34 protein-coding genes and 1 pseudogene are annotated in these 22,945 nt (G+C 40.5%); 32 read left to right on the forward strand and 3 right to left on the reverse strand.

Going from position 1 to position 22,945, the window contains the following annotated elements; genetic code table 11:
- Positions 1 to 48 precede the first annotated feature (48 nt).
- Positions 49 to 1,590 carry a hypothetical protein gene (locus tag IJI01_RS06380; protein ID WP_292187536.1) on the reverse strand — a complete coding sequence of 514 codons (1,542 nt, stop codon included), beginning with the start codon at positions 1,588 to 1,590 and terminating at the stop codon, positions 49 to 51.
- Between the two features lie 153 nt (positions 1,591 to 1,743).
- Between IJI01_RS06380 and IJI01_RS06385 the strand changes: the two genes are divergently transcribed.
- The 7 genes from IJI01_RS06385 to IJI01_RS06415 all read left to right on the forward strand — a co-directional run bounded on the left by IJI01_RS06385 (position 1,744) and on the right by IJI01_RS06415 (position 5,046).
- On the forward strand, positions 1,744 to 2,442 hold the full coding sequence (locus IJI01_RS06385) for a hypothetical protein (RefSeq protein WP_292187539.1): 699 nt from the start codon (positions 1,744 to 1,746) through the stop codon (positions 2,440 to 2,442).
- A 138-nt stretch (positions 2,443 to 2,580) separates the two neighbouring features.
- On the forward strand, positions 2,581 to 2,793 hold the full coding sequence (locus IJI01_RS06390; RefSeq protein WP_292187542.1) for a hypothetical protein: 213 nt from the start codon (positions 2,581 to 2,583) through the stop codon (positions 2,791 to 2,793).
- Between the two features lie 351 nt (positions 2,794 to 3,144).
- Positions 3,145 to 3,669, forward strand: a complete 525-nt coding sequence (locus tag IJI01_RS06395; RefSeq protein WP_292187545.1) for a nitroreductase — start codon at positions 3,145 to 3,147, stop codon at positions 3,667 to 3,669.
- A gap of 209 nt (positions 3,670 to 3,878) precedes the next feature.
- On the forward strand, positions 3,879 to 4,172 hold the full coding sequence (locus IJI01_RS06400) for a hypothetical protein (RefSeq protein WP_292187548.1): 294 nt from the start codon (positions 3,879 to 3,881) through the stop codon (positions 4,170 to 4,172).
- A 6-nt stretch (positions 4,173 to 4,178) separates the two neighbouring features.
- Positions 4,179 to 4,400, forward strand: a complete 222-nt coding sequence (locus IJI01_RS06405; protein ID WP_292187550.1) for a hypothetical protein — start codon at positions 4,179 to 4,181, stop codon at positions 4,398 to 4,400.
- 9 nt (positions 4,401 to 4,409) lie between these two features.
- Complete coding sequence (locus tag IJI01_RS06410) at positions 4,410 to 4,607, forward strand: hypothetical protein (RefSeq protein WP_292187552.1); 198 nt, start codon at positions 4,410 to 4,412, stop codon at positions 4,605 to 4,607.
- A gap of 199 nt (positions 4,608 to 4,806) precedes the next feature.
- Complete coding sequence (locus tag IJI01_RS06415; protein WP_292187554.1) at positions 4,807 to 5,046, forward strand: GlsB/YeaQ/YmgE family stress response membrane protein; 240 nt, start codon at positions 4,807 to 4,809, stop codon at positions 5,044 to 5,046.
- 123 nt (positions 5,047 to 5,169) lie between these two features.
- On the opposite strand, the gene IJI01_RS06420 is transcribed toward IJI01_RS06415, so the two are convergent.
- Positions 5,170 to 5,394, reverse strand: a complete 225-nt coding sequence (locus tag IJI01_RS06420) for a hypothetical protein (RefSeq protein WP_292187630.1) — start codon at positions 5,392 to 5,394, stop codon at positions 5,170 to 5,172.
- A 144-nt stretch (positions 5,395 to 5,538) separates the two neighbouring features.
- Between IJI01_RS06420 and IJI01_RS06425 the strand changes: the two genes are divergently transcribed.
- The 19 genes from IJI01_RS06425 (at position 5,539) to IJI01_RS06515 (ending at position 18,270) form a co-directional block, all read left to right on the forward strand.
- Positions 5,539 to 7,185 carry a cellulose binding domain-containing protein gene (locus tag IJI01_RS06425; protein ID WP_292187556.1) on the forward strand — a complete coding sequence of 549 codons (1,647 nt, stop codon included), beginning with the start codon at positions 5,539 to 5,541 and terminating at the stop codon, positions 7,183 to 7,185.
- 305 nt (positions 7,186 to 7,490) lie between these two features.
- A complete protein-coding gene (locus tag IJI01_RS06430; protein ID WP_292187558.1) occupies positions 7,491 to 7,988 on the forward strand; it encodes a hypothetical protein in 498 nt (165 codons plus the stop codon).
- A gap of 13 nt (positions 7,989 to 8,001) precedes the next feature.
- Entirely contained in the window at positions 8,002 to 8,493 is a 492-nt protein-coding gene (locus tag IJI01_RS06435) for a cupin domain-containing protein (RefSeq protein WP_292187561.1), read from the forward strand.
- 140 nt (positions 8,494 to 8,633) lie between these two features.
- Positions 8,634 to 8,894: a hypothetical protein gene (locus tag IJI01_RS06440; RefSeq protein WP_292187562.1), complete on the forward strand. Its 261-nt coding sequence runs from the start codon at positions 8,634 to 8,636 to the stop codon at positions 8,892 to 8,894.
- A complete protein-coding gene (locus IJI01_RS06445; protein WP_292187565.1) occupies positions 8,873 to 9,052 on the forward strand; it encodes a hypothetical protein in 180 nt (59 codons plus the stop codon). The genes IJI01_RS06440 and IJI01_RS06445 overlap by 22 nt, the downstream gene beginning before the upstream one ends.
- Before the next feature lie 130 nt (positions 9,053 to 9,182).
- On the forward strand, positions 9,183 to 10,244 hold the full coding sequence (locus tag IJI01_RS06450) for a hypothetical protein (RefSeq protein WP_292187568.1): 1,062 nt from the start codon (positions 9,183 to 9,185) through the stop codon (positions 10,242 to 10,244).
- A gap of 37 nt (positions 10,245 to 10,281) precedes the next feature.
- Positions 10,282 to 10,593, forward strand: a complete 312-nt coding sequence (locus tag IJI01_RS06455; protein ID WP_292187570.1) for a hypothetical protein — start codon at positions 10,282 to 10,284, stop codon at positions 10,591 to 10,593.
- 194 nt (positions 10,594 to 10,787) lie between these two features.
- Positions 10,788 to 11,201 (forward strand): hypothetical protein, encoded by a 414-nt coding sequence (locus tag IJI01_RS06460; RefSeq protein ID WP_292187573.1) that lies wholly within the window; start codon positions 10,788 to 10,790, stop codon positions 11,199 to 11,201.
- A 28-nt stretch (positions 11,202 to 11,229) separates the two neighbouring features.
- Entirely contained in the window at positions 11,230 to 11,949 is a 720-nt protein-coding gene (locus tag IJI01_RS06465; protein ID WP_292187576.1) for a hypothetical protein, read from the forward strand.
- A gap of 32 nt (positions 11,950 to 11,981) precedes the next feature.
- Positions 11,982 to 12,578 carry a rod shape-determining protein gene (locus IJI01_RS06470; protein ID WP_292187579.1) on the forward strand — a complete coding sequence of 199 codons (597 nt, stop codon included), beginning with the start codon at positions 11,982 to 11,984 and terminating at the stop codon, positions 12,576 to 12,578.
- Positions 12,579 to 12,747: 169 nt separating this feature from the next.
- A complete protein-coding gene (locus IJI01_RS06475) occupies positions 12,748 to 13,686 on the forward strand; it encodes a PD-(D/E)XK nuclease family transposase (protein WP_292187582.1) in 939 nt (312 codons plus the stop codon).
- A 107-nt stretch (positions 13,687 to 13,793) separates the two neighbouring features.
- Positions 13,794 to 14,264, forward strand: a complete 471-nt coding sequence (locus IJI01_RS14920) for a DnaJ domain-containing protein (protein WP_292187585.1) — start codon at positions 13,794 to 13,796, stop codon at positions 14,262 to 14,264.
- 116 nt (positions 14,265 to 14,380) lie between these two features.
- Positions 14,381 to 15,067 (forward strand): Pr6Pr family membrane protein, encoded by a 687-nt coding sequence (locus tag IJI01_RS06485; protein ID WP_292187588.1) that lies wholly within the window; start codon positions 14,381 to 14,383, stop codon positions 15,065 to 15,067.
- Positions 15,068 to 15,091: 24 nt separating this feature from the next.
- On the forward strand, positions 15,092 to 15,436 hold the full coding sequence (locus tag IJI01_RS06490; protein WP_292187591.1) for a phenylpyruvate tautomerase MIF-related protein: 345 nt from the start codon (positions 15,092 to 15,094) through the stop codon (positions 15,434 to 15,436).
- A complete protein-coding gene (locus IJI01_RS06495) occupies positions 15,420 to 16,196 on the forward strand; it encodes a YwaF family protein (protein ID WP_292187594.1) in 777 nt (258 codons plus the stop codon). The genes IJI01_RS06490 and IJI01_RS06495 overlap by 17 nt, the downstream gene beginning before the upstream one ends.
- A gap of 24 nt (positions 16,197 to 16,220) precedes the next feature.
- On the forward strand, positions 16,221 to 16,598 hold the full coding sequence (locus IJI01_RS06500; protein WP_292187597.1) for a zinc ribbon domain-containing protein: 378 nt from the start codon (positions 16,221 to 16,223) through the stop codon (positions 16,596 to 16,598).
- An 18-nt stretch (positions 16,599 to 16,616) separates the two neighbouring features.
- A complete protein-coding gene (locus IJI01_RS06505; RefSeq protein ID WP_292187603.1) occupies positions 16,617 to 17,060 on the forward strand; it encodes a GNAT family N-acetyltransferase in 444 nt (147 codons plus the stop codon).
- A 12-nt stretch (positions 17,061 to 17,072) separates the two neighbouring features.
- Positions 17,073 to 17,612 carry a TIGR00730 family Rossman fold protein gene (locus IJI01_RS06510; RefSeq protein WP_292187606.1) on the forward strand — a complete coding sequence of 180 codons (540 nt, stop codon included), beginning with the start codon at positions 17,073 to 17,075 and terminating at the stop codon, positions 17,610 to 17,612.
- 172 nt (positions 17,613 to 17,784) lie between these two features.
- Complete coding sequence (locus tag IJI01_RS06515) at positions 17,785 to 18,270, forward strand: DUF2798 domain-containing protein (RefSeq protein ID WP_292187609.1); 486 nt, start codon at positions 17,785 to 17,787, stop codon at positions 18,268 to 18,270.
- A 48-nt stretch (positions 18,271 to 18,318) separates the two neighbouring features.
- Here the strand turns inward: IJI01_RS06515 and IJI01_RS06520 are convergent, their stop codons facing one another.
- Positions 18,319 to 19,392 (reverse strand): hypothetical protein, encoded by a 1,074-nt coding sequence (locus IJI01_RS06520; RefSeq protein ID WP_292187612.1) that lies wholly within the window; start codon positions 19,390 to 19,392, stop codon positions 18,319 to 18,321.
- Between the two features lie 165 nt (positions 19,393 to 19,557).
- Between IJI01_RS06520 and IJI01_RS06525 the strand changes: the two genes are divergently transcribed.
- The 6 genes and pseudogenes from IJI01_RS06525 to IJI01_RS06550 all read left to right on the forward strand — a co-directional run bounded on the left by IJI01_RS06525 (position 19,558) and on the right by IJI01_RS06550 (position 22,751).
- The gene (locus tag IJI01_RS06525; RefSeq protein ID WP_292187615.1) at positions 19,558 to 20,232 is read left to right on the forward strand and encodes a hypothetical protein; all 675 of its coding nucleotides are present in this window, start codon (positions 19,558 to 19,560) and stop codon (positions 20,230 to 20,232) included.
- 33 nt (positions 20,233 to 20,265) lie between these two features.
- A pseudogene (locus IJI01_RS06530) lies at positions 20,266 to 20,589 on the forward strand (TipAS antibiotic-recognition domain-containing protein); the annotation flags it as partial.
- 167 nt (positions 20,590 to 20,756) lie between these two features.
- Positions 20,757 to 21,302 (forward strand): prolyl-tRNA synthetase associated domain-containing protein, encoded by a 546-nt coding sequence (locus IJI01_RS06535; protein WP_292187627.1) that lies wholly within the window; start codon positions 20,757 to 20,759, stop codon positions 21,300 to 21,302.
- 21 nt (positions 21,303 to 21,323) lie between these two features.
- Entirely contained in the window at positions 21,324 to 21,641 is a 318-nt protein-coding gene (locus tag IJI01_RS06540) for a hypothetical protein (RefSeq protein ID WP_292187618.1), read from the forward strand.
- A 78-nt stretch (positions 21,642 to 21,719) separates the two neighbouring features.
- The gene (locus IJI01_RS06545) at positions 21,720 to 22,187 is read left to right on the forward strand and encodes a hypothetical protein (RefSeq protein ID WP_292187621.1); all 468 of its coding nucleotides are present in this window, start codon (positions 21,720 to 21,722) and stop codon (positions 22,185 to 22,187) included.
- Positions 22,188 to 22,199: 12 nt separating this feature from the next.
- On the forward strand, positions 22,200 to 22,751 hold the full coding sequence (locus IJI01_RS06550) for an NAD(P)H-dependent oxidoreductase (RefSeq protein ID WP_292187624.1): 552 nt from the start codon (positions 22,200 to 22,202) through the stop codon (positions 22,749 to 22,751).
- The last annotated feature ends 194 nt before the right edge of the window (positions 22,752 to 22,945 follow it).

Genomic DNA, 22,945 nt, shown 5'->3' on the forward strand with positions numbered 1-22,945 from the left:
AGACCAAAAAATGGTCCACCAACCCCGTCCCCTAGGTCCAAAATTATTTTAGCCAAGCTGTGCGTATTCTTCTTTTGTGAAGAACTGAGTTGACTTAAGATACTTAGGAATGTTCTTGGATTCGCCGTTGATTCTGATATCAGCGTGCTTGTGAGCAATCTCAAGTACATATTCATTCGCATCTGTAGGAAGCTTACCTACGATAGTCACTCTGATCTTGAGATAGTCATCAAGCTCGGCAATATCAAACAGAGATAAGAATCTCTTACATCTGCCCTTGAAAGAAATCTCCGGATCAAGGTTATCGAGGTTAGTGTTGTTGAACTCGAATACAACATTAAGCCATCCATCTTCCATGTAGAGTGCTGTGTCGCAGAACTCCTCAACATATTCTCTGTTCTGGCTTGCTCTGGAGATTCTGGAGAATTCTTCAAGCTCGTCTACAAATGTCAGGAAAGAATCCGCGTTAATTGACCTGATCTGGTAACTGTCACTTGTGTGGTTTGAAATAGAAGCCAGAATATCATGAAGAGCATGCGCTTTAGCGGTATAAATTGGAAGAAAAGTTTCAGGTCTGCAGTAATCAACATCCTGAAAAGCCTGTAAATTCTTCATGAGAAGAAATGCGCTCATGATACCGTGCTGGTACGCCTCGAAATCATTGTAATAGCTGACCCTCTGCCTAAATGAAGGATGGAAAACAAAATCAGGCTCAAAGGTATCCTTAATTATCTCTTTTTCTTCATCTGTAACTGTCTCAATGATAGGAGCAATCTTGTTGATTTCATGATTACTGTAGCTATCAGCAAATATTTTACTGATGACAGCTAGTGCTTCCGGAGATGCATCATCCTTGATACGTATGTTTGTAATGCTTTCTCTTGCGATGAAATCAATGAACTGATTTACAAATTCCTGCTGAATATTCTCGTACTCAAATGAGAAGTTATCAAAGTTATGAATTGCAAAATAAGGAAGCACCTTATTCATACTCTTATTGATCTTCTCAATCTTTTTAAGAGGGTAACCAAGATCATGAGTAAGGGCTGCAATACATCTGACAGAGTCGCGCAGCTTATTTAAATCATACAATATGCTCAAATTTTTCTTGAGTCTCTGATTATCAGCCATACTAAGAATGTTCAGCTTATCAGCCATAAGTTCCATAACCTTGAGTGCATCGTATTCCTCACGCTCAAGCTGGTATAACATTGTAAATTCAGGCTGGTTGTAGAGATACTCGCCCAGGAAATATACCCACAGGCAGTGCAGAGTATGATCTCTGTAGAATGAGTCAGAAGCGAAGATAAGTTCCTCGAACTCAACATAAGAATCAAAATACTTAAAGATTTTGTCGTAACCCTTCTTGTTAGGGGATATGTAGCTCATAGCACCCTCAAACAGCTTCTTCCACAGAACAACTGCAATCTGAATTTTGCTGTTCATCTTGGATTCAACGATCAGCTGCTCAAGAGCTTTCCTGATATCCGCCTTAAGTTCTGGCTTCCCCTGCAGGAAAAGAACTTCATCTTTTTCCATGCGTTCCAGATAGTACCGCATCACGGTTTTTTCATCAATAAAATGTTCCACGACGTGTTCCTCCCAACAAATACTTAATATCACTACTTTAGCGGATTTTGGCCTGATGAGCAATCATAAATATTGGGATTTATGCTGTTTTCGTACATTTTTTTTACCAAATACATTGTAAGAGTGCTTTAATTAGTATAGGAGGCGAAGATAATGACATCTAAATCAAAAGAAAAACCATTAGGAATGAGAATAGGAGAGAATGTGTTCTGCATCGGATACCTCGTATTTGCGCTGGTTGCAGAAATTATATTCTGCACAAGGTATTTGAACACAGGTAGTCTGATGGCTCAATTATGTATGGTCATGACATTTCTCCTTGGCGGAGGCGATGCATTCCACCTGATTCCCAGGATTGTATATAACTTCAAGGGAGAAACTTCGGATAGAGGCCAGCAGAGGAAAAGAGAATTCTGGCTAGGCCTTGGAAATCTTGTTTCATCCATCACCATGACAGTTTTCTATATTTTCTTTTTCATGGTAATGGCAATGAAACATGGAATGAACGATGCATATTCAATTATGCCAGATAAATTCAGTCTGTTTATAGTGCTAGTTGTACTTGCTGTGATCAGAATTGTTCTCTGCTTGTTCCCTCAGAATCACTGGTTTTCCAAGGATCATGAGACAAATTGGGGGCTCTATAGGAACATTCCATTTGTCATTATGGGCGTGATCACAGTTTGTTACCTCATTATAGTGTATCAGGAGTGGCTGCTTGCAATCCTCGTAACGGTGAGCTTTGTCTGTTATATGGTCGTAGTCCTCGGCGCCAGGAAAAAGCCAATGCTTGGCATGATGATGATTCCCAAGACTGTGTGCTATATTTGGATGATAGCGCTGTTTTTATAAGAAACATTCTGGCAAAATACGGATATGTATTTTGCACAATTAGATATTTTTGTCAGTTACACCTCGATCTATAATTTTTTCATCAGATACATGAACACATGTTATTAGTATGAAAGAGAAATCCAGGAGGTGGAGCTTATGATGACAATTATGTTTCTTATTTTTTTCTTCATGATTTTCGGTAAACTTGCTGGCTTCGCATTCCGAGCTACATGGGGAATCATGAAAATGATGTTCTACTTTATTTTCCTTCCTTTTATTATCGTAGGATTGGTAATGGGTGGACTTCTTTATATCGCATTTCCAATCTTGTTGGTGGTTGGACTGTTTAGCCTTTTGAAGACTGCATAAGAGTAAGAGCATATAGAAGCACTTCCGTGATTCGTGTAATACGATGACCGGAAGTGCTTTTGTTTGGTGGGGAATTGAAGTATTAAATCATACGCAAATGCCAAGAATATGGATTTGCGGCTAATGGCTTTTGGGGACAAAATCAAGATTGTTTAGCCGCAGAAGCGTAATTTGACATCAATAGGCTAACAGGACACATTTAATCAGATAAAATAACAAATTTGTTAAAGTATATTGACAGAGTCCATCCAAAAGATGAATGATAATTAAAAGGCCCATGTTAGGGTTAGGTAGATATTGACTTAAACATGGCATTATTGGGGAAATAATTAAAAAAGAAGGAGAACGGGTATGAACGAAGTATTGAAGGTGTTGGAAACAAGAAGAAGCTGCAGAAACTTTAAGCCTGACATGGTCAAGAAGGAAGAGCTTGATGCCGTTATCAAGGCTGGAACCTTTGCACCAACAGGCATGGGCAAGCAGAGCCCTATCATCATCGCAGTTACTGACAAGGAATTCAGAGACAAGCTTTCTGATGAGAACAGGAAGATCGCGGGTCTCAACGAAGGCGCAGATCCATTCTATGGAGCGCCAGTTGTTCTGATCGTGCTCGCTGACAAGAGCGTTCCTACTTACCAGTATGATGGATCACTCGTACTTGGAAATCTCTTGAATGCAGCAGAGAGTCTCGGCCTTGCGAGCATTTGGATTCACAGAGCTAAGGAAGAGTTTGAATCTGACTTTGGAAAAGAGCTGCTTAAGAAGCTTGGCATTGAGGGTGACTACGAAGGAATCGGCCACTGTGCTCTTGGCTATGCAGCTGGACCTGCTAACAACGCAGCTCCAAGAAAAAACAATTACGTATACTATGTATAATAAAAAAAGTACCGCCACCGGGAGCCTGCCGCAGTGACGGTACCTTATCTTTTAGGAAGATTGTTCATCTGTTATCTTCCTCCTTTCTAATATCTATATCGGATTATAACTGAATATCATTAGCTTAAAAATCATAAAATTTGCAAAATAATCCAGTTTATTTCAAAATGGGAATATAGATAAAGAATTAGCTAAATATGGGGGAAGACGTGTATTCTAAGATTATTCTATGCTTAAGTGAAAAAGAAGACGAAGTTCTAGGCAAACAGATTTCAATGTTAAAAGAAAGACATCATGCTGAAATTGTGAGAATTAGCTATAGTGACGCGGCTGATTATATTGCCAGCTGCGAGTCAGAAGCTCTTTTTATAAGTGATGATGACAAACTCTTGTCAGATGCCAAGGATAGGGGAATTGCCACAAATGATCCTCAGAAGATGAAGGAGGCCTACAACAAGGCAATGGAAATGCTGAAGGCTATGGGGATGAATGGCGCGAGGTAAGTGCTTATGAGATCCATTCTTATCAAGGATACAACCAAAGAAGAACGCGAACAGATAGTAAAGGCGTCACTTGATTGTGGTGGCGGCTGTGAGAACTGTTCATCATGCTGGCTTGGCGGTGGAAGTCCATGGGATATTTATCAGGACTATATTGATGGTAAAAAAGAGATTCGAGAGATCAACCAGGAGTACATGGAAAAGTATCGTCAGGACAGGCAGATACATTAAGGAGAAACTATGGGGAATCCGCCAGAAATAGCAGAATCAACAATTGAAGAACGCAGAGCTTTCATAAAAGAGAGATTTCCATGCATTGCTGACTGTGATATGTGCGGCCTTTGTAAAGTATTTCATGGGAAAGATGCCCAGACTGCTTATGCAGACTACATTCAGGGCAGCAGGTCTTTTCAGGAAGTTTCACAAGATTACAGATGAGCGCAGGTGTTTACAGTGATATCGCTCTTATCGAAGAATATAAGAAGCAAAATCACTAACTATCTCTATTTCGCAGAATTAGTGAAATAAAAAGCCCTTAAATTCTGATATTTATGTAGATTTGTCTATAAGTCTCAAATATAATGATATCATCAACCAAAACATAAAAAAAATATAAAGATAATTGGAGGTACATGATATGGGACTTATTTGGGGACTTATTCTTGGTGCAATCGCTGGATACATTGCTAGCAGACTTATGAATGAGAAGTCAGGAACAATCAAGAACATTCTTCTTGGTGTTGGTGGTGGATTTGTAGGAGGCCTGGTATTTAAGCTTATCGGCTTCACATCCTCAGGAATCATCGGTAGCCTTATCGTTTCAACAGTAGGTGCTTGCATCTGCATCTGGCTTGGCAGAAAACTTTTTGCAAAATAAGACATTAGAGCTCTTATCTATAAACTAGATGAGAGCTCATTTTAGGTAATTGCGAAACTCAGTAAAAGTTTAGATGTAACCTTAACAAAAGCATTCTGGAACGCTTTTTTTAGTTGGTAAGCCCTATGCTATGAGGGGCTTGAGGCTTCTGATGCATTCATGGTGATGAATCTTGTAGGTATTATCCCATTCTTCAGTTCCGCGGAGGACGCCTGGATAAGCACGAAGATTCTTCTCAGGATAGATGTGTATCATTCGTCCACATGAAGAATCGGTACATGGAATGCCATCTGCGTTAACTTTGCAATCAGGATATTTGATGCCGGATCTGGAATTGATCGAAATCACGAAAATCACGAAAATACGTAATTTTTATAACTGCCAATTGCATACTATATATTTTATTGGTATACTTCTTTTTGGTGATATCACTTCTGCCGGCGCTGTGATATTGCCTAAACTGACAATTAAGTATTGGAGAAGGGGTATATTATGTTCAAGAAAAAGAGCGTTTTTGTTTCCGCGTTATTAGTAGTAGCAATGTCTTTTAACATGATCTCATTCAATTCTTTTGCTGAAGAAGTGCCCGGTCAAGAGAATGCAACAATCGCCCCCGATGAGGAGAACGCAACTATCGATTCTGATGAGGAGAACACAGCAATTACTTCTGATGAGGAGTCTGAAGTAACATACGTGCTGCCAGAGGCGCCCGAAGAAGAGACGGAAGTTTTCCCTGAAGAGCCTGTTGCAGCAGAAGAATCTGCAGATTCCGGATACAAGGTTACATTTGCTCTCCTTGAAGATTGGGGAGATGGATACAATGCAGGTGTTACTATCGAGAATACGAGCGATAGGGTTATCGAAGACTGGAAACTGAGCATGGCTTATGACGCTCCAGATTTTACAACAATCTGGAACGGCGTTGTAGAAAGCCATGAAAACGGCGTGTTTGTTATTAATAACTGCGGCTGGAATCAGGATATTCCTGTTGGCGGATCTGTATTCTTTGGGTTCAGCGTTGGTGCAGCTTTTAATGGCGAACCCACTGATTTTAAAAACCTGAATACCAAGAAAGATACGCAAGAAGAAGACTACACAGTCACTTATGAAGTTATAGCAGACTGGGGGATAGGCTTCACAGGCCAAGTAACTATCACGAACAATACTGACAAGACTATTGAGGACTGGGGACTTGAATTTGATTTTGCCAACGAAATCACACAGATATGGAACGGCATTATCGAACAGCACGAGAACGGAAGATATGTTATAAAGAATGCAGTTTACAATCAGAATATTCCGGCAGGAGAATCTGTATCTTTTGGATTCAACGTAGTTGCTCCCTGGGATAATCCGGATGTTACAGTAGATTCCTCCGCGCAGATAAATGACTATGTGCTGACAAAGTATTCAGAAGAGGCTGAAGCACTTATTCTCGCAATCTATGGACGTGTTATACATGCTGTAAACGGATCTTCAATTGAAGGTGCTGTTGTAAGGCTTCGTGAAGGTAAAGACAATCAGGAAGGTGACTTCATTGCAGAAGCAGTCTCAACTGAAAATGGAGATGTACAGTTTGCTGTAAAGGAAGGAGATTACACTGCAGAAGTATCAATCGATGGTTTCATTACCGGATACTTTAACGTTACCGCAGTGGAGCAGGAATCAATAGAAACTGTAGTAATGGCTATTTCACCGGTGCTTCCTGAAGGACAGTACAGAATAGTACTCACATGGAATCCTACGCCCAAAGATCTGGATTCGCATCTGGATATTTATGGGGAGGATGGTGGAAAGGTCGCCAGCGTTTACTACGGAAATAAAAAACTTAGCAGCAGCGGCGAAGTTGTAGCAACTTTAGATGTTGATAATAGAGGCGGATTAGGACCGGAAACTATAACTATAGATATCGACAACGAATATTTTAAAGGAAAAACGCTTAAGTATGTTGTCAATAACTTCAGCGGCAAACCTGTGATAGCAGAATCAGGAGCAACCGTCAACGCATACAAGGGAAGCGTTCTTGTGGACACATTTGAAGTTCCTGCAAGCGGCAGCGGTAATGCATGGTATGTATTTGATATTGACGCAGATGGGGTTCATGAAGTGAACAAATTGATTCAATTCAGTAATAGATAAGACTTTAAGGGGGGCTGTCGCACTAAGTGAGCCGGAAAAAGAGACAAGGTTCATTATAAAATTTTAAGAATTAGCATGAATACAGTAATTATGGGAAGTGTACTTATTTTTTCTGGTACACTTCCTTTTTTCAATGTTTCTTTAAGATTGAAATGTTATCTTATGCTGGCAACGAAGAACAAATGAAAGAAAAGAGGTTGACATTTAGTACCAGTCACGTTGATCTGCAATTCATCGTGGCTGGTACTTTTCTTTGGCTTGGAAAAGACTTAAACTATATCAAAACAGCATGTTTGGGGGAAACTATGACCGGCGAAGAAATGAAGGAAATCCTTCTATCAAATGATGATTTCGAAGTATGGAAGTGTGCATTCGAGGTATTAAGGCTATCTACAGCCAATCCAGCGGAAAGATGGGAGACTTTGCAGCCGCTACGTGAAGCGCTTCCTCAGATAAAAGAGAATATCCCAAAGCGCGACTTTAACACAGGCGAGGCCATGAAAAGAGCCTGCAAGTTCATCGAGGAAGCCAACGACCACGACTGTATGTGTCAGCACGCCTTCAGCATACAAGCACACGCCATGCTCCTTAGTAAAAGTTACGGATTCAAGCTACTCGACGGAGAGCATGTCAACCAAGAAGATAGAATTATCTCCAACATAATAAGATGTCCTAATTGCGGTAAGTATTACCTCGTTAAGACTCAGAACACGGGCTATCATTACGATCCCAGTACCCATACCAACATAACAGAAGAGCAGGCGAAAAGACTTCTTGAGGAGTGGGGAAAAGAGAAAGCGTAAACGGGAGAAAGAGATGGAAGTGATGGACAGAATCAGCGAATTAAAAGAATATTACAAGCTTCAGGCCCATCCTGAGGGAGGATACTTTTGTGAGTGCTATACTTCTAAGGCTCCTGGTTCAGGAAGACCCTATGCAGGAAGTATATATTTTCTCTTGGAAAAGGATGGTGTATCTCACTTCCATCAGATAGACTGCGAGGAGATATGGTATTACCACGAAGGCTGTGGTATGAAAATTACAGTGATCACAGAGCAGGGCGTATCAGAATATGTTTTGGGAAAAGATATAGAGAAAGGCCAAAATGTAATGGTGGTCATTCCCAAAGGAGCTATTTTCGCAGCTGTGAATCTGGATAGTACTGACTATACTTTTGTTTCTTGCGTGACATCTCCACAGTTTACATATGACGGATTCAGACTTGTAGGGAAAAGAGAGATAAAAGAGTTATGTAATGATGTGTCAGATGATGTTTTGACACTTGCGTTTGAAGATGACGAAATATAGATATCGAATAATATTGTACCAGCCATTGTAATATATAAAACACGATGGTTGGTACATTTTTTGTGCTTCTTTATGTTATAATGACAATGTGTTATCGTAAATACACAAGGCATTGAAACTACTTATCTGGAGGAAGTTCCATGAAAAAGCAGATTGAGAAATACATGAAAAGAAAAAGACGTGAACATATTTGGAAGCTTATTAAGAGTAATTTCCCACTTATACTTGCAGCATTAGTAGTTATTACGGGCCTAATCACAATTAAGATTTTAAAGAAAGTAGCAAAGAAAAAAGTTAAGAAAAAAATCAAGGAATCTATAAAAAACGCAGCTAAGACAAGATACCAAGAACGCTTTTATGATGATGAGGAAATGACAGAATGCGCTCAGAAGAAGATATAAGGAAAAAGCTAAACGACGAGATAGACTATTACCTTACATGTCCTAAGTTCTCTGTGGAAGAACATGCCCACAATGTCACCATGCTTGCCTGGGTACTTGATATATCAGATAACAAGCTGAGCGATATGATAAGAGAATCGGAAGCTGAGTTTGGATAATAGAGAATAATTATGTGCCAGACATTGAGTCAAAACGCTCAGTGGCTGGCACTTTCTATGTGGAAGAGTTATATTAATTTTTATATGAAAAAAGTATCGGATAATTTACATGAATCTTGATGGGGGGAAAATGAATAACATAATATTAGACACAAATGCGTTTGTATACCTGATTGATTATGAGTTAGGAATAAAAGACAACATAACTATCGAAAAAAATGTTGTAGATCCAAAGAAACTACATGAGGCTTGCACAACAGCACATTCTCTGTATATTACAAGTCAGACGTTATATGAATTATTTTGGCAAAGTATGGAATTAGGTAATGTGGAAATCTTTGCTATACAATATGATCAGATTGCTAAAATAAGAAAAAAATATGGAATAGGCTTTTCAGTTCTGAATTCACGTGATTGCGTATTTGATATGAGTAGATTTGCTAGATGCTATAAGTCTAGATCTCTTGATGAGAACGAATGGGTTGAGAAAAAGAGATTATATGAAAAAGAAGTTCTTTCGCATATTATCGCTGCAGTGTATGGTTTGCCACTTGCTACGATATTAACAAATTTACCAATAAATTTTCACCAGGACTTCTTTAAATCTTTGACTGAGTTTATTGAAAAAGAATTAGATGGTTTTTCTAGTAGATATTATGATTTGTCAGCTGCAACTAGGCCCACCAATAAGGACTATGATGCTTTGATTAACACGATACTTTTAACTGCATGGGAAGCAACATTTGAATTGATCAATGAGGTTCTTAAGCAAAATGGCTTTGACACTATTTATATTCCGGATAAGTCTGCTACAAGTAGTGCTGATTATATAACAACCCTGCTAAAAAAGAATAAGCAGCGTGGGTTTTCTGATCTTGATGAAGTACTAAATAATGATCTGGATAATTATATGCTAGGTCTGAAAAGCAGATACAACTTAAACGATGTGTCGGTTCTATTTATGAGACGTTTGATTCTACGATGTGCCAAAGAAAAGGTAAAACTTAGGAAAAATGATGGATTAGATTATACGATTGTTTCATGTTTGGATGTGAAAGAAATCAAAAATGAAACAGGTATAGATTTTGATAAAGAAAATACTTTCCTTTTAACCTTTGACAATAACTTGTACCAATACATTAAAGAAACAAATCTGATGTACAATAACGCATTTTATGATGGATTATTATGAATGCACTTGTGTTAGCTTATGGAGGGACAAATCTAAAATGCAGACTATCGTAGTAGTTCTTGATTCAAAGAAAATGAGCAATCCTGATTTGGATATATGTTATCGTTTGCCGGAACAGATAGAAGAATTTACAGATGGTTCGATCAAAGATAACGGCAATGAATATCTTTCTAGTACAGAGCTTGGGATATGGCTTGAAACGGACGATGCTGAAACAAATGTAGAACGTCTTATTGATTTCATAAGGACTAATAAGGTTCTTGATAATGACCTATCAGGTGTAGCAGAGATTTTTATATCAGAAGATGACTGTGCTGATCTTGATAATTGCCGGAAAATATTTCCGTAAGGCGTATTATCCAGGATAAAAAAGCTATGTACCAGTTGCTGTGAGGAGAAGTTTACAGTGGCTGGTAACTTTTTTCCCTAATCTGACAAATTAGATCCATCTAATTAACGCATACTAACATGTATATCTTTTTTGCCATGATTTATCCTTATCTTAAGATGGTAACAAGTATCTTCCCGAAGGAGGCAGAAACTATGACAGGAGCTATTGATAGAAGAGAGATAAATGAAGCTATAAATGCTGCGGACGATGCACTCATTCATCTGCAAAGTGCGAGGAAGTGTCTTAATAGTGCAGGGAACTGGGGACTTCTTGATATGTTTGGTGGAGATTGGATTACCGGCCTTATCAAACATGGAAAGATGTCCAAAGCAGAAAGTGAGATAGAAGAAGCCAGATATGCACTTCAGAGATTTAGCAAGGAACTTCGCGATGTACAGGGCGTGTCATCGATACATATTAACGACTTTTTGACGTTCGCGGACTTTTTCTTTGACGGGTTTGTGGCTGATGTGCTTGTGCAGTCCAAGATTAGTAATGCCAAGAAACAGTGCGATGATGCTATACGACAGGTTGAGCAGATCAAAAGCAAACTTGAAAGAATGTAAAAATACATAGGGGAAACATAGGGGGAATATGTTGAGACAGCCATTATCAAAGCCTGTATTATATATCTTTATTATTGTTGCAACCATTTTGCTGCCAGTAGTATACAAGCTGGGGATGGCGTATATAGATGCATCTCTGGATCAGCACGGACATGGTATTGATGGCGTAGGAGCTGCTATTTTTGCTGTTCTTGTGTTTAAGATCATGGCGTTTGCTGCTATCGGTATATATATTATTATGGTGGCTAAGATAGTTCAGGGATGTCTGCATTATAAAGAAGTGCCAAATATTCTGATTGTGATTCCGTTTATACCGATACTTCTGCAGATGGCGTATAACGGCTATACCACGTACCAAAGTAGCAGGGTGCAAGCCTCTTACACAGTAGAAGACTATGTTGTGGAGGTTAAGCAAAACCTGCCACGTTACATGCATAATGTAGATGGTAAACAAGCTATTTACGCATACGATTACATAAGCTCCTGTGTAGCAGAAGATTCCTACTGGCTTACTTATAGACTTAGGTTCGACCAGGGTAAAAGAAAAGCCATAATAGATGAAGCTATTCCAGTACTGATGAAGGATTTGGAAAAGAAAGATCTTTGCGCTTGTAAATTCTATGATGGTAAGGATCACTATTTTTTTACCGAGATGGAATACTGGGAATATAGGGATGATTTGGACTTGCTCACTGTAAAGTTCACTCATGAAGATGAGCCTTGTCAACTGACCATTTCTTACAATTAATAGCTTTGATGATAATTTGGATAAGGTGATTTATGGAAATATTAAACAGCGCTGCTGATATTAAAATTTATAACTATAAGGACAGGACAGTTCACTCTGAGAAAGGTCTTGTCCTTTTTAGAAAAGAAAAAGACAATTTCATTATTGCGAGTTTAGGAGAAGAGTGCGAGAAGTACCGAATGGATTTGTCAGATCCGGACAACTATGTTCTGGTAGCTCCTTTTTCTCTTGGAGTAATAGCAGATTACCCTGTGGCAGAAAAGCTCCTTAAATATTTGCTTAATAAGTATGTACATACTTCCGGAGGTAAGAGGCGTCTATTTAAAAGAGCTGACAGAGTTCTGTTATTCCTTCATGAGCCATGTGGCCCTGTAGACTTAAAGGCTTATGAGGATATTATGATGCTATTAGGTTATAAAGATGTTCACATGATTACGGCCAAGACAGATCTGGGCGGGCTTTCTGTAGAGGAAGCCATCTGGAACATGGAAGAAGCACAAGGGAAGAAGTTCGACTGTGCAATAGAGATCACAAAGAACAATCCGTATGAATACGCGAAGTATTCATATGAACAGCTGCTGGAGGACTTTAAACGATGGGGAGTTGAGCCAGCGGAGGTAATAAAGTAGATTTATCTACCTTAAGAAAATCTTAATAAATTTCGATGGTAAATCTTAAGAATTTCCTGTTAGGATAGTTTTCGGCGGCTTTTGCCGACTATCAAAACATCTGTATTATTCTAGGATTCATAGGCATTCTCGCCAGATTAATCCCAAATAACAGAAACAACAGGAGGATATGTTGAAAGAAGATATTAAAGAACCATCGAAAGAAACAAAGAAACTAAGTTATAAGGATGCATCTGGTGAAATTCAGTATACGCTTAGAAGTGACATTGTTTTTCACTATACGATGCAGAAATCGGATAAGGCGTTGCTGGGACTGGTGTGTGCCTTGAGAGGGATAAAGCCTACGGATGTTAAGAGCATTCTGGTTGAGAATCCCATAGACCTTAACAATATCGGCAAAGAGTCGGTTATGGACTTGAAACTTACACTAAACAGCGGAGTTATCATGAATATTGAACTTCAGATGTACACGGATAAGTTCTGGATTCCTAGGTCAATCCTATACATGTGTAGGGCATTTGACTGTATCAAAGAGGGGGATGATTACTCCAAGCTTAAAAAGACGGTTCATTACTGTATCACTGATCAGGACTTGTTTAATGCCGAGCCAGAGTTTTATGCTAAATACGCTCTTTTGAACAAAAGAACTTATGAACAATACTCTGACATGATTGGCATAAACGTGCTACAATTACAGTATCTAGAATTGGCAACACAGGAAGATGTTGACAATGATCTTGTTTACTGGGCTAAGCTTTTTAAAGCAAACACCTGGGAGGAAATCCAAACTCTTGTGCAGGAGCGAGAAGATTTAGCGGAGGTGGCAGATATGATTCTTGAACTAAACACTGATAATCAGGCAAAAGAGATTCTTGAAGGTCAGCGTAGATACAGAGAACAGATGGCAAGTCAGTATGCTGCCGGCTGCATCGATACAGAAGAAAAGTATCGGGTTAAGCTTGAAGAAAAAGATAAGGTAATTGAAGAGAAAGATAAAAGGCTCGAAGCAAAAGATGAGGTAATAGAAGAGCAAGGTAAGGAGCTGGATGCTGCGAATCAGACAATAGCTGATCTGAGAAAGCAACTCGAAGAACTGAAGAAGAAATGATAAGTAGTCCCTCGTGCAAACGCATGAGGGATTTTTTATTGAATCCAAGTTATCGAAAGTGGAGTATACTATATTAAAATATTAAGCAGTTTTATAGGAGACAAGTTATGATGATGGATCCTTACAAGGTTCTGGGAGTGGCGCCGGGAGCTTCAGAAGAAGAGATTAAAAAAGCGCATAGACGTCTTGCCAAGAAGTATCATCCTGACCTTAATCCAGGGGATAAGGCGGCAGCAGAGAAGATGAACGAGATAAATGCTGCATATGATATCTTGACAAGGCCTGGTGCTGAGAGATACAGACAGACTTATTCTAATACATATGCACATACAACTAGCCAGACCTACGCTGAGAAGGAAGAGAATCCTTTTGAAGGCTACGGAACATACTGGCGTTGGACTACGAAGGATTTTAATAATGATGATCTTAAGCCGGAAGATGGCTGGTATACATGGAATAACTGGACTGGCTGGAACAGGACTCCTGTTCGTGGAGGTTCTCTTTTCATAAAGGTTCTGAGATTTATCATTATCATGCAGATTTTGTCGATGTTGTTCAGGATGTTTCTGTTTTTCTAAAGACATAAGAAGCAGTGTGGAAAATGAAATAAAGAAAAATAGTTTCCTTGTAAATTGATAAACATGTGATACAATCATATTGCTAACAATGTAATGTGTTTTTTTGAGGTATCATTATGAATAATTTATCAGTAAAACAGAGAAATATTAGTAGTGTATTAAAGGTTATCGTTATTCTTTCAGCCCTGATTGGCACATTCCTAAGTGCATATGCTGGAAGACATTCTTTTATGGGCGGATCAAGGGTGTTTATGTATTTCACAATCCAGTCCAATATTGCTATAGCTGTTATCTGTGCCATAGGTCTTTTCCTGATGGCCAAAGATAAAGCAGCTAGCAGTGCATGGTACGTGATCAAGTTTGTGGGAACTGTGGCTATAACGCTCACAGGAGTTGTGTTCTGTTTCGTGCTAGCACCTACAATGGGAGTATACGCGTGGAACATACAGAATATTTTGACTCACGTTGTAGTACCAGTCGTGGCGGTTGTGGATTTCTTTGTAATAGCACCAAGTGCCAGAATTCAGAAGAAAAATGTGTTCTTTGTAATTATTCCACCTATTCTCTATGCGATTTATGCAGGTATCGGCTATGTCAACGGATGGGAGTTTGCGGATGGCATCAACTATCCATATTTCTTCCTGAACTGGGGAAGCCCTGCTGGCGCATTTGGATTTACCAGCGAATTACCATTCATGGGTAGTGCTTGGTGGATTTTGGTTCTTCTTTTGTTTTTGATTATCGTTGGATATTGCTATCTTGCGGTGGCTGATTTAATGTATAAGAAGTGCAAGAATAAATAATTATAGGTAAGGAGGGGGTATATTATGCCATTTATTGATTCAAAGGTAAGTGTAAAGACATCACCTGAGCAGAGAAAAGAGATCAAGGAAAGGCTTGGACAGGCGATCGCGCTGCTTCCTGGAAAGAGCGAGAGCTGGCTGATGATCGATCTTGCAGATGAGCAGGAGATGTATTTCAGGGGCGATGGCAGCGAGCCAACTGCTTTTATCGGTGTAAACATCTATGGAGATCCAAATCCAAGTGCATTTGATAAGCTGACAGCTGAGCTTACCAAGATTTATGGTGAAGTACTGGGAATTAGTCCTGACCACATTTATGTTAAGTACGCCACAACACACGACTGGGGATGGAATGGAAGCAATTTCTGAATATTTTTGGAAGCAGGAAGATGACATACCAGCAGAGCTGGGATATCCGCTTTTTGGAACAGAGCATCTTATGAGTATTGCTATTACACTCATTGCAGTAGGAGCTGTAATAGCAATATTTAAGCGCATGGATGGAAAAAGACGCGTCTGGTTTTTGAAGTTGATTCCTGTTATTATGGTATTTCTTGAGCTTTTCAAAGATCTTTTTCTGGTCAGTGTTCATAGATTTGGAATTGGATATCTGCCGCTTCATGTGTGCAGTATAGGGATATTTGTATTTCTTTTACGGGAGTATCTTCCATGGAAGAGAGCCAAAGAGGTGTTCGGTGAAATCGCGTATGTGCTGATCATGCCTGCATCTATTGCTGCTCTGATATTTGCTGACTGGACAGAGCTGTATCCGGTTTGGAATTTCATAAACTTACACAGCTATGTCTGGCATGGAGCGTTGGTTCTTTACCCATTGCTGTTATTGATCAACGGGGATATTCTTCCGTCAATAAGGCATATTCATTGGAGTGTGCTATTTCTTTTGATTGTTGTTCCACCAATTTATATTTTTGATAAGCTAACTGGATGTAATTACTTTTTTGTGAATCGCCCTGTTGAGGGAAGTCCTCTTGAGTGGTGGGCGTTTGTTTTAGGAAACCCGGGGTATCTTGTGGGCTACGCGCTCATGGTGCTTGTGGTGCTGGTGATTGTGTATCTGGTAACGGGGTTAGTACTGAATAGGCCAAATGGTCCTAGGGGACGGGGTTAGTGGACCATTTATAGGAGAAAAAACATGTTTTTTATAATGGGAATTACAGATGGCAGGAAGGATTTTGCTTTTAATCAGCTGATTACCTGCGCCATTTGCGGGAAATATGGACGTTTCAACGTTTTCATGACGTATACGGTGTTATCTCTTTTCTTTATCCCGACGATCAAGTGGAACAAGCATTACTATGTGCAGACAAGCTGCTGTGGAACTGTTTATGAGCTTGACCCGGAAATTGGCAAAATGATTGCAAGAGGGGAAGAAGTGGAGATATTACCAAGTCATCTGACTCAGGTAAGTAGCGGAAGAGGGTTTACTACAGGATACAAGAGATGCAGACAGTGCGGATATGAGACGACAGAGGACTTTGACTTTTGTCCTAAGTGTGGAACGAGGTTTTGATAACAGTTAGGAGTAGTTGTGGAGTTAATTGTTAAGCGCTTTGATGAGCTCAGTACTACGGAGCTGTATGAGATATTGAAGACGAGGTCTGAAATCTTCGTCTTGGAGCAGGAATGTCTGTATCAGGATCTTGATGATAAAGATCAGGATGCAGTGCATGTTTTTTGCTGGAATTCAAATCGCAGAGTTGCCGGTTGCCTTCGGGTGTTCATGAGGGATGCTGAGAAGGGTGTGGTTCAGATTGGAAGAGTGGTTACTCTTGAACATGGCAAGGGAATAGGCGGAGAGCTTCTTCACAGAGGTGTAGAGGTTGCAAAAGAGTTTTTCAAAGCCCAAAAGATATATCTTGAAGCCCAGGTTTATGCTATTGGTTACTATGCGAAGGAAGGCTTTGAGGTGGCTTCTTACGAGTTCATGGAGGATGGGATTCCTCATGTGAAGATGGAAAAAGAGATTATATAATTAGGAGCGATTATGAATATTGTTGTATATTGTGGTTCCAGTAGTGGAATTGGTGAGCATTACCTGGAATCTGCCAGAACTTTAGGAAAATGGATTGGCGAAAGTGGTAATACTCTTGTATATGGCGGAGCAAGCAAAGGACTCATGGGTGCTGTCAGCGATGCAACTTTGGAAGCTGGTGGAAAAGTAATTGGTGTTCTGCCGGATGTTCCTCAGATACAGGCGAGAAGACATCCGGGGCTTACTGAGTATATTGATACTCCTTCGATGGCTGAGAGAAAGGCCAAGATGATCGAGCTTGCAGATGCTTTTGTAGCACTTCCTGGCGGAATCGGCACTTTGGACGAACTGACAGATGTCATGTCTCTTTCAAGCCTGGACATAACAACCTGTCCGATAGTTCTTTTTGATACAGATGGATACTACCAGCCTTTCAAAGCTGTGATCAGGAATGTTATCGAGAATGGTTTTGGACAGAAAGAGTATTTTTCCAGAATGCTCTTTTCCGAGGATATAAAAGAGATAGCGGAGTTTATAACTGGTAAGTACTGAATGAGGTTGTAGGGATAAAAAATACTTACACAGATTTTTATTTTCTGTTATAATCTCCAATTGCTAACGAAAAAATATTGAAGATTTCAAGGTATTATTGGAAACGCACATCCTGGCTGGGTGATAACGAACAACACGGAGGTCTTCCCATTTAAGAAAGAGAGGAACCCCTATGTTACCACAGAGCAAATTACAGGATGTGTTTTTTACTGCCTTTATGGCATTCGTCATGGTCTATGCCATGATCTGCTACAACATTTCACTTAATGCCCACGGCCTTCAGAACTTTGTTTTTCTGGCTGCTTTTAAAGAGATGATCATTATGTGGCCTATCGCAGTAGCGCTGGAGATTATTTTTGTTGGAAAGCTTGCACAGAAGCTGGCTTTCAGATTTGTTACTCCAGGCAAGGATCCTATGATAATGATCGTACTTGCCATTTCATCAATGTCAGTATGCCTTATGTGCCCACTTATGAGCCTTGCAGCAACTATTCTTTTCAAGGATGCAGGTAGTGAGTTCGTGGCTGTGTGGCTTCAGACTACAGCTTTTAACTTCCCTATGGCTCTTTGCTGGCAGATCTTTTTCGCAGGTCCGCTTGTAAGGAATGTTTTCGGACTTGTTATGAGAGCTATTGGTAAGGGAAAAGAGAATAATTAATGGACCACTAACCCCGTCCCCCTAGTCCAAAATGGGATGGGGTATTTTTTAGTTGTTTTCATAAGCCTCATATTTTTCATTGAGCCAGACTGTGAAGTCCTGGTAGATTTCGGAAAATTCTTTTCCATAAGCTTCTTGCGTCATGGTCATGAGATCTTTGTTTAAGTTTGCCATGACAGTGTTAAGGCCATAGGTCTCGGCAAGGTATGCAGTGATGCAGCCGGCTTCCTGGTAGGAGCAGTCGTTGGCGTGCATATTCTGCTGCATTTCTTCGGTTCTGGTCACTATGTCAAGATTGATATTTTGATAATTGTGGCCGATGTACTCCCCATTTGCGAAAGGGAGTGTCATTGAGTAATAAAAGTTTTTTATTTCAAGGCAGTCTTCTTCTGCATTCCAGAATTCAGATTCCCTGAGGACTTCCAGATATTCCTCGGGTGCGGAGTAATTAGCTTTTTTGCACATCCTGTTTTCACAGACAAGCATTGAAATATATTCGGCGATACCTTCTGAAGTAAAGGCATATTTGTTGGGCACATCAGTGTACACAGAGGTCAGGTAATGCACATATTCGTGAAGGAGCGAAGCTTCAGCCTGCTTCCAGTCACCAAATACCTTTATGAAGTGGCTGACGGGATGGCAATAGGCTCCAGCCCTGTCTGAGATTTCAGCCTTTTTGCAAAAATCTGTATAGATTTCAACTGGCGCTACTTCCTCGTGAATGTAGTCTTTAAGGACATCCCTCGCATCAGCGAAGTCCGCATCCTGCATGGTTAGGATCTCTTCGAGCCCTGCAAAAAAATTTTCTTCGCCCATAAGCTCTATATCATCAGCGGCAAGGTACCAGATAGCGGACTGAGTCTTTACAACATAAGGATAGGTTTTTCTTTTGGTTGTGTCAGTTGAAGCATTTTCTTCTAAAGGGAAACTGGCTAAGATTCGGACTGTATCGCTTGCAATTTCTTCTGTAAACTGTGAGCTTTCGATTGTAACTGTATCTGTAGTCTGTGCGTATTCGCCAGGAACTTCTTTGTTTGTGTTATTTGTAGCATTTTCGCAGCCAGCCATGCTGATCGCAGCCGCCAGAATGATACTTATATAGTTAAGCTTTTTAATCTTCATTGTCGTGCTCTTTTCCATAGAATGTCGTACTGTACTATCTTAGAATAAAATCCGCTGCTTGTGAATATGCTTATAGCCCATGGAATGGGCATTGCACTTTGAGGTACAATGGAATAAGCTAAAAAAATTGAATAAAGCGGATGTTGTTGGATTGAGGAGAAGATTATGAGCAGATTAAGGGTATGTCTTGGGCATATTTCAGAGGTCTTTTTGTATGAATATTACTGCCTGGGGGATAACGAATACGAAATTTCAGATGATGATACACTGACGCCTCATAAGGAGCGAGCCAAAGAGTTGCTTCTTGCTGGCGATTACGACAAGGCTCAGCAGGAATGGATCAATGCCCATCTTGAAAATCCTGTAGATATGGAGGCAATTCTGGGGATAATCCTGTGTTGTAAACAGCTTGGTGATTCTGAAGGGGAGTATTCTTACACGACGGAGTCATATAATTACTGTTGCACCAGGGCCGAGCTTGCAGCTTATTACAGGAATCTTGGTTGGTACTATCTGGAGAAGTATAAACCAGAGGTCTCGGCAGCATGCTATTTATATAGCAAATATTTTGAGGAATCCCAGCAGGCCGATGCAGAGTTGGAGTTCCTTGAGAAGGCTATCGGTAAAAAAGTTTCCGAGAAAAATACTGATCAGATACAGAAGATTCTAGATGATAATGGCATTCCTACCAAGGCTAATCCGGTTACGCTGGCTCTTTTGTACAAGGCTGCTCAGGAGGCTGATGAGACTGGCGATACGCAGCAGGCTCTAGACTGCTATAGAATGGTCTATGATCTGACTGGCGATGAAGAGATAGAGAGAATAATTATGGACCACTAACCCCGTCCCCCTAGTCCATAGTGGGGAAATACTCCTGCCTACAAGGAGTACGCCGAGAAGAGTAAGAACTGGACAAAAGAGCATGAGAGCGGCCTTATGGCAGATTTTTCCAAGCTCTTTGAAGAGTTCGGCGCGATGAAAGAGATGGATCCAGCATCAAAAGAGGTCCAGGCTCAGGTTAAGAAGGTGCAGGATTTTATTACAGAGAATATGTACACCTGCACAGATGAGATTCTATACGGCCTCGGTACTGGCTACGTTGCTGGAGGCGAGATGACTGAGAACATCGAGAAGATGGGCGGCAAAGGAACTGCCGAGTTTATTTTCAAGGCTATTAAGGTCTATTGCGGAAGGTGATAAGGTTATCGCTTTGGCTAATATGGGAGGGTAACGCGATTTTGTGCCAGTTACTGTGAACAATCATTCACAGTGGCTGGCACTTTTTGGTACAATAGAAAGAGTTAAGTGTCCTGGTATGAAATAGATAGCTTTTAGGGAGTGATGATTTTATGACAGATGATCAGATGGAATTGTTTGAGGGGAGACCTTCTGGCTGCGATGGACGTTTGCCGAGGGAAGTGCGAGTATACGACTTCCTGGATGAGCTTGGAATAGAGTATGGAAGAGTAGATCATGAGCCAGCTACAACTATGGAAGCATGTGAAGAGGTGGACAAGGCACTGGGAACGTTGATGTGCAAGAATCTCTTTTTGTGTAACAGGCAGAAGACCAGGTTCTATCTGCTTCTCATGCCAGGGGACAAGAAGTTCAAGACCAAGGAGTTATCAAATCAGATAAATTCAGCAAGGCTGTCTTTTGCCGAGGCAGAGGATATGTTGAAGTACCTTGATATCGAGCCAGGAGCAGTAAGTGTGATGGGACTTATGAATGACAAGGGGCATGAAGTGCAGCTCTTGGTGGATGAGGATGTCAAGGCGGCAGAGTATTTTGGATGTCATCCATGTGTGTGCACATCTAGTTTGAAGATTAAGACGGCTGATATTTTTGAGAAATTCCTGTCAGCGGTTGGTCATGAGCCGCAGACAGTGCACCTTATAGGGGAAGATTGATAATATAGGAGGAGAAAGGGAATGGCAACAGCAAAAACGACAACTAAAAAGGAAACTGCAAAAACTAGCACAGCGAAGAAGACTACTACTGCGAAGAAGCCGACAGCAGCTAAGACTTCTACAGCGAAGAAACCAGCTGCTTCTAAATCAACTGGTTCATCAGTTAAGGTGACAGCAGCAGAGAAGAAGCTTCTCGAGCTCTACAGAGCAGCGGATGCCGATACCAAGAAGGCTGCTGTAGCTCTTTTGAAGGGGGAGAAATCTCAGCTTAGTGGAATTCTGGATTCAATCCTGGAGAACAAGGCTATTATGAACACAGTGACAAGCTTGTTTAAGTAATTGGTCGGGAATATAGATGATTTGTGACAGAAATCCATTTGAACAATATTTCTAGAGGAATAATGAAGGGGAGAATTTATGAAAAAGAGATTTTTAGTGTTAGCGTTTAGTATGGCATTAGCTTTGACCGGATGCAGCGCAGGTGATGGTAAAGAGGTTGGTGTGAACAAGGAACCAATTTCAGCTGTGGAGGCAGCACAGGCAGTCGAATCGAAAGAAACCACTGCCGCGGAGGAAGCCAAGCCTACATACGATACAATTACCCAGGAGCAGGCGCTTGAGGCGGTAAAGAACTATTGCATTGCTAATAACCCAGATCTGGAGAGCATGCTGGGATCAGACGATTATACTGTTTATTTTGATGTATCCATTAGTGAAGCGGATGAGATAGTTGTCTTGTTTAGATCCTATACCGGAGCTCAGATTCGTTATTATGTCGATAAGTCTACCGGGGAAGTGTACGTTACGGAGCTTGTTCCAGGCATTATAGACGAGGAACAGAGAACGGAAGAGACTTTCAATATCAGAGACTATATGGATAAGTAATTGAGGTGACCTATGATTCTTTTTGTTAATGGTTGTGTCCGTGAGTGTTCACGAACACTCATACTAGCCAAGCGCTTATTGAGTACTCTAGAAGGTGAGATACAGGAAGTCAAGCTGGAAAAAGTGAAATTTCCTGTTGTGAATGAGGCGTTTATAAATCATCGAGATGAACTTAAGAGTTTAGGGAAGTTTGATGATCCGATGTTTGATCTTGCCAGGGATTTTGCGAGTGCAGATTCAATTGTAATAGCTGCGCCATATTATGACTTGTCTTTTCCTGCAATGCTCAAGCAATACTTTGAGCAGATAAATGTCGTGGGACTGACCTTTACTTATACGGAGTCCGGAATGCCACAAGGACTCTGCAAAGCCAAGAAGCTGTACTACGTAACAACTGCTGGCGGACCTATTCTGTCTGATGAGCTGGGAGTCGGCTATGTGAAGGCACTTGCCAACACATTTTATGGTATCAATGAGGTTTATCAGATGAAGGCTGAGTGTCTGGATGTTATCGGCGCGGATGTTGAGGCAATCCTCGATGGTGCAAAAGCTGAGCGTGGGTAAAATGGACCACTAACCCCGTCCCCCAGGACCAAAATATTGAGCCGGTGAGAACTATGAACAGGGGTCTGTCAAGTAAACAAGTTAAATAAACAAATTAAGCATAGAAAAAAGGTGATCACTTCATAGGATGTGGTCACCCTTTTTGATTATCGAGATTATATTCAGCTTGCAATGATGACGGCCTTAGCTGTCAC

The sequence above is a fragment of the Butyrivibrio sp. genome (assembly GCF_017433805.1).
In the GTDB taxonomy this organism is placed as follows: Bacteria; Bacillota; Clostridia; order Lachnospirales; family Lachnospiraceae; genus Butyrivibrio.

What these genes read in the sequence shown, in the direction of transcription:
- IJI01_RS06385 (WP_292187539.1), top strand. Translation starts at nt 1,744, where the DNA reads ATGACATCTAAATCAAAAGAAAAACCATTAGGAATGAGAATAGGAGAG.
- IJI01_RS06390 (WP_292187542.1), top strand. Translation starts at nt 2,581, where the DNA reads ATGATGACAATTATGTTTCTTATTTTTTTCTTCATGATTTTCGGTAAA.
- IJI01_RS06395 (WP_292187545.1), top strand. Translation starts at nt 3,145, where the DNA reads ATGAACGAAGTATTGAAGGTGTTGGAAACAAGAAGAAGCTGCAGAAAC.
- IJI01_RS06405 (WP_292187550.1), top strand. Translation starts at nt 4,179, where the DNA reads ATGAGATCCATTCTTATCAAGGATACAACCAAAGAAGAACGCGAACAG.
- IJI01_RS06410 (WP_292187552.1), top strand. Translation starts at nt 4,410, where the DNA reads ATGGGGAATCCGCCAGAAATAGCAGAATCAACAATTGAAGAACGCAGA.
- IJI01_RS06415 (WP_292187554.1), top strand. Translation starts at nt 4,807, where the DNA reads ATGGGACTTATTTGGGGACTTATTCTTGGTGCAATCGCTGGATACATT.
- IJI01_RS06425 (WP_292187556.1), top strand. Translation starts at nt 5,539, where the DNA reads ATGTTCAAGAAAAAGAGCGTTTTTGTTTCCGCGTTATTAGTAGTAGCA.
- IJI01_RS06430 (WP_292187558.1), top strand. Translation starts at nt 7,491, where the DNA reads ATGACCGGCGAAGAAATGAAGGAAATCCTTCTATCAAATGATGATTTC.
- IJI01_RS06435 (WP_292187561.1), top strand. Translation starts at nt 8,002, where the DNA reads ATGGAAGTGATGGACAGAATCAGCGAATTAAAAGAATATTACAAGCTT.
- IJI01_RS06440 (WP_292187562.1), top strand. Translation starts at nt 8,634, where the DNA reads ATGAAAAAGCAGATTGAGAAATACATGAAAAGAAAAAGACGTGAACAT.
- IJI01_RS06445 (WP_292187565.1), top strand. Translation starts at nt 8,873, where the DNA reads ATGCGCTCAGAAGAAGATATAAGGAAAAAGCTAAACGACGAGATAGAC.
- IJI01_RS06450 (WP_292187568.1), top strand. Translation starts at nt 9,183, where the DNA reads ATGAATAACATAATATTAGACACAAATGCGTTTGTATACCTGATTGAT.
- IJI01_RS06455 (WP_292187570.1), top strand. Translation starts at nt 10,282, where the DNA reads ATGCAGACTATCGTAGTAGTTCTTGATTCAAAGAAAATGAGCAATCCT.
- IJI01_RS06460 (WP_292187573.1), top strand. Translation starts at nt 10,788, where the DNA reads ATGACAGGAGCTATTGATAGAAGAGAGATAAATGAAGCTATAAATGCT.
- IJI01_RS06465 (WP_292187576.1), top strand. Translation starts at nt 11,230, where the DNA reads ATGTTGAGACAGCCATTATCAAAGCCTGTATTATATATCTTTATTATT.
- IJI01_RS06470 (WP_292187579.1), top strand. Translation starts at nt 11,982, where the DNA reads ATGGAAATATTAAACAGCGCTGCTGATATTAAAATTTATAACTATAAG.
- IJI01_RS06475 (WP_292187582.1), top strand. Translation starts at nt 12,748, where the DNA reads ATGTTGAAAGAAGATATTAAAGAACCATCGAAAGAAACAAAGAAACTA.
- IJI01_RS14920 (WP_292187585.1), top strand. Translation starts at nt 13,794, where the DNA reads ATGATGATGGATCCTTACAAGGTTCTGGGAGTGGCGCCGGGAGCTTCA.
- IJI01_RS06485 (WP_292187588.1), top strand. Translation starts at nt 14,381, where the DNA reads ATGAATAATTTATCAGTAAAACAGAGAAATATTAGTAGTGTATTAAAG.
- IJI01_RS06490 (WP_292187591.1), top strand. Translation starts at nt 15,092, where the DNA reads ATGCCATTTATTGATTCAAAGGTAAGTGTAAAGACATCACCTGAGCAG.
- IJI01_RS06495 (WP_292187594.1), top strand. Translation starts at nt 15,420, where the DNA reads ATGGAAGCAATTTCTGAATATTTTTGGAAGCAGGAAGATGACATACCA.
- IJI01_RS06500 (WP_292187597.1), top strand. Translation starts at nt 16,221, where the DNA reads ATGTTTTTTATAATGGGAATTACAGATGGCAGGAAGGATTTTGCTTTT.
- IJI01_RS06510 (WP_292187606.1), top strand. Translation starts at nt 17,073, where the DNA reads ATGAATATTGTTGTATATTGTGGTTCCAGTAGTGGAATTGGTGAGCAT.
- IJI01_RS06515 (WP_292187609.1), top strand. Translation starts at nt 17,785, where the DNA reads ATGTTACCACAGAGCAAATTACAGGATGTGTTTTTTACTGCCTTTATG.
- IJI01_RS06520 (WP_292187612.1), bottom strand. Translation starts at nt 19,392, where the DNA reads ATGAAGATTAAAAAGCTTAACTATATAAGTATCATTCTGGCGGCTGCG.
- IJI01_RS06525 (WP_292187615.1), top strand. Translation starts at nt 19,558, where the DNA reads ATGAGCAGATTAAGGGTATGTCTTGGGCATATTTCAGAGGTCTTTTTG.
- IJI01_RS06535 (WP_292187627.1), top strand. Translation starts at nt 20,757, where the DNA reads ATGGAATTGTTTGAGGGGAGACCTTCTGGCTGCGATGGACGTTTGCCG.
- IJI01_RS06540 (WP_292187618.1), top strand. Translation starts at nt 21,324, where the DNA reads ATGGCAACAGCAAAAACGACAACTAAAAAGGAAACTGCAAAAACTAGC.
- IJI01_RS06545 (WP_292187621.1), top strand. Translation starts at nt 21,720, where the DNA reads ATGAAAAAGAGATTTTTAGTGTTAGCGTTTAGTATGGCATTAGCTTTG.
- IJI01_RS06550 (WP_292187624.1), top strand. Translation starts at nt 22,200, where the DNA reads ATGATTCTTTTTGTTAATGGTTGTGTCCGTGAGTGTTCACGAACACTC.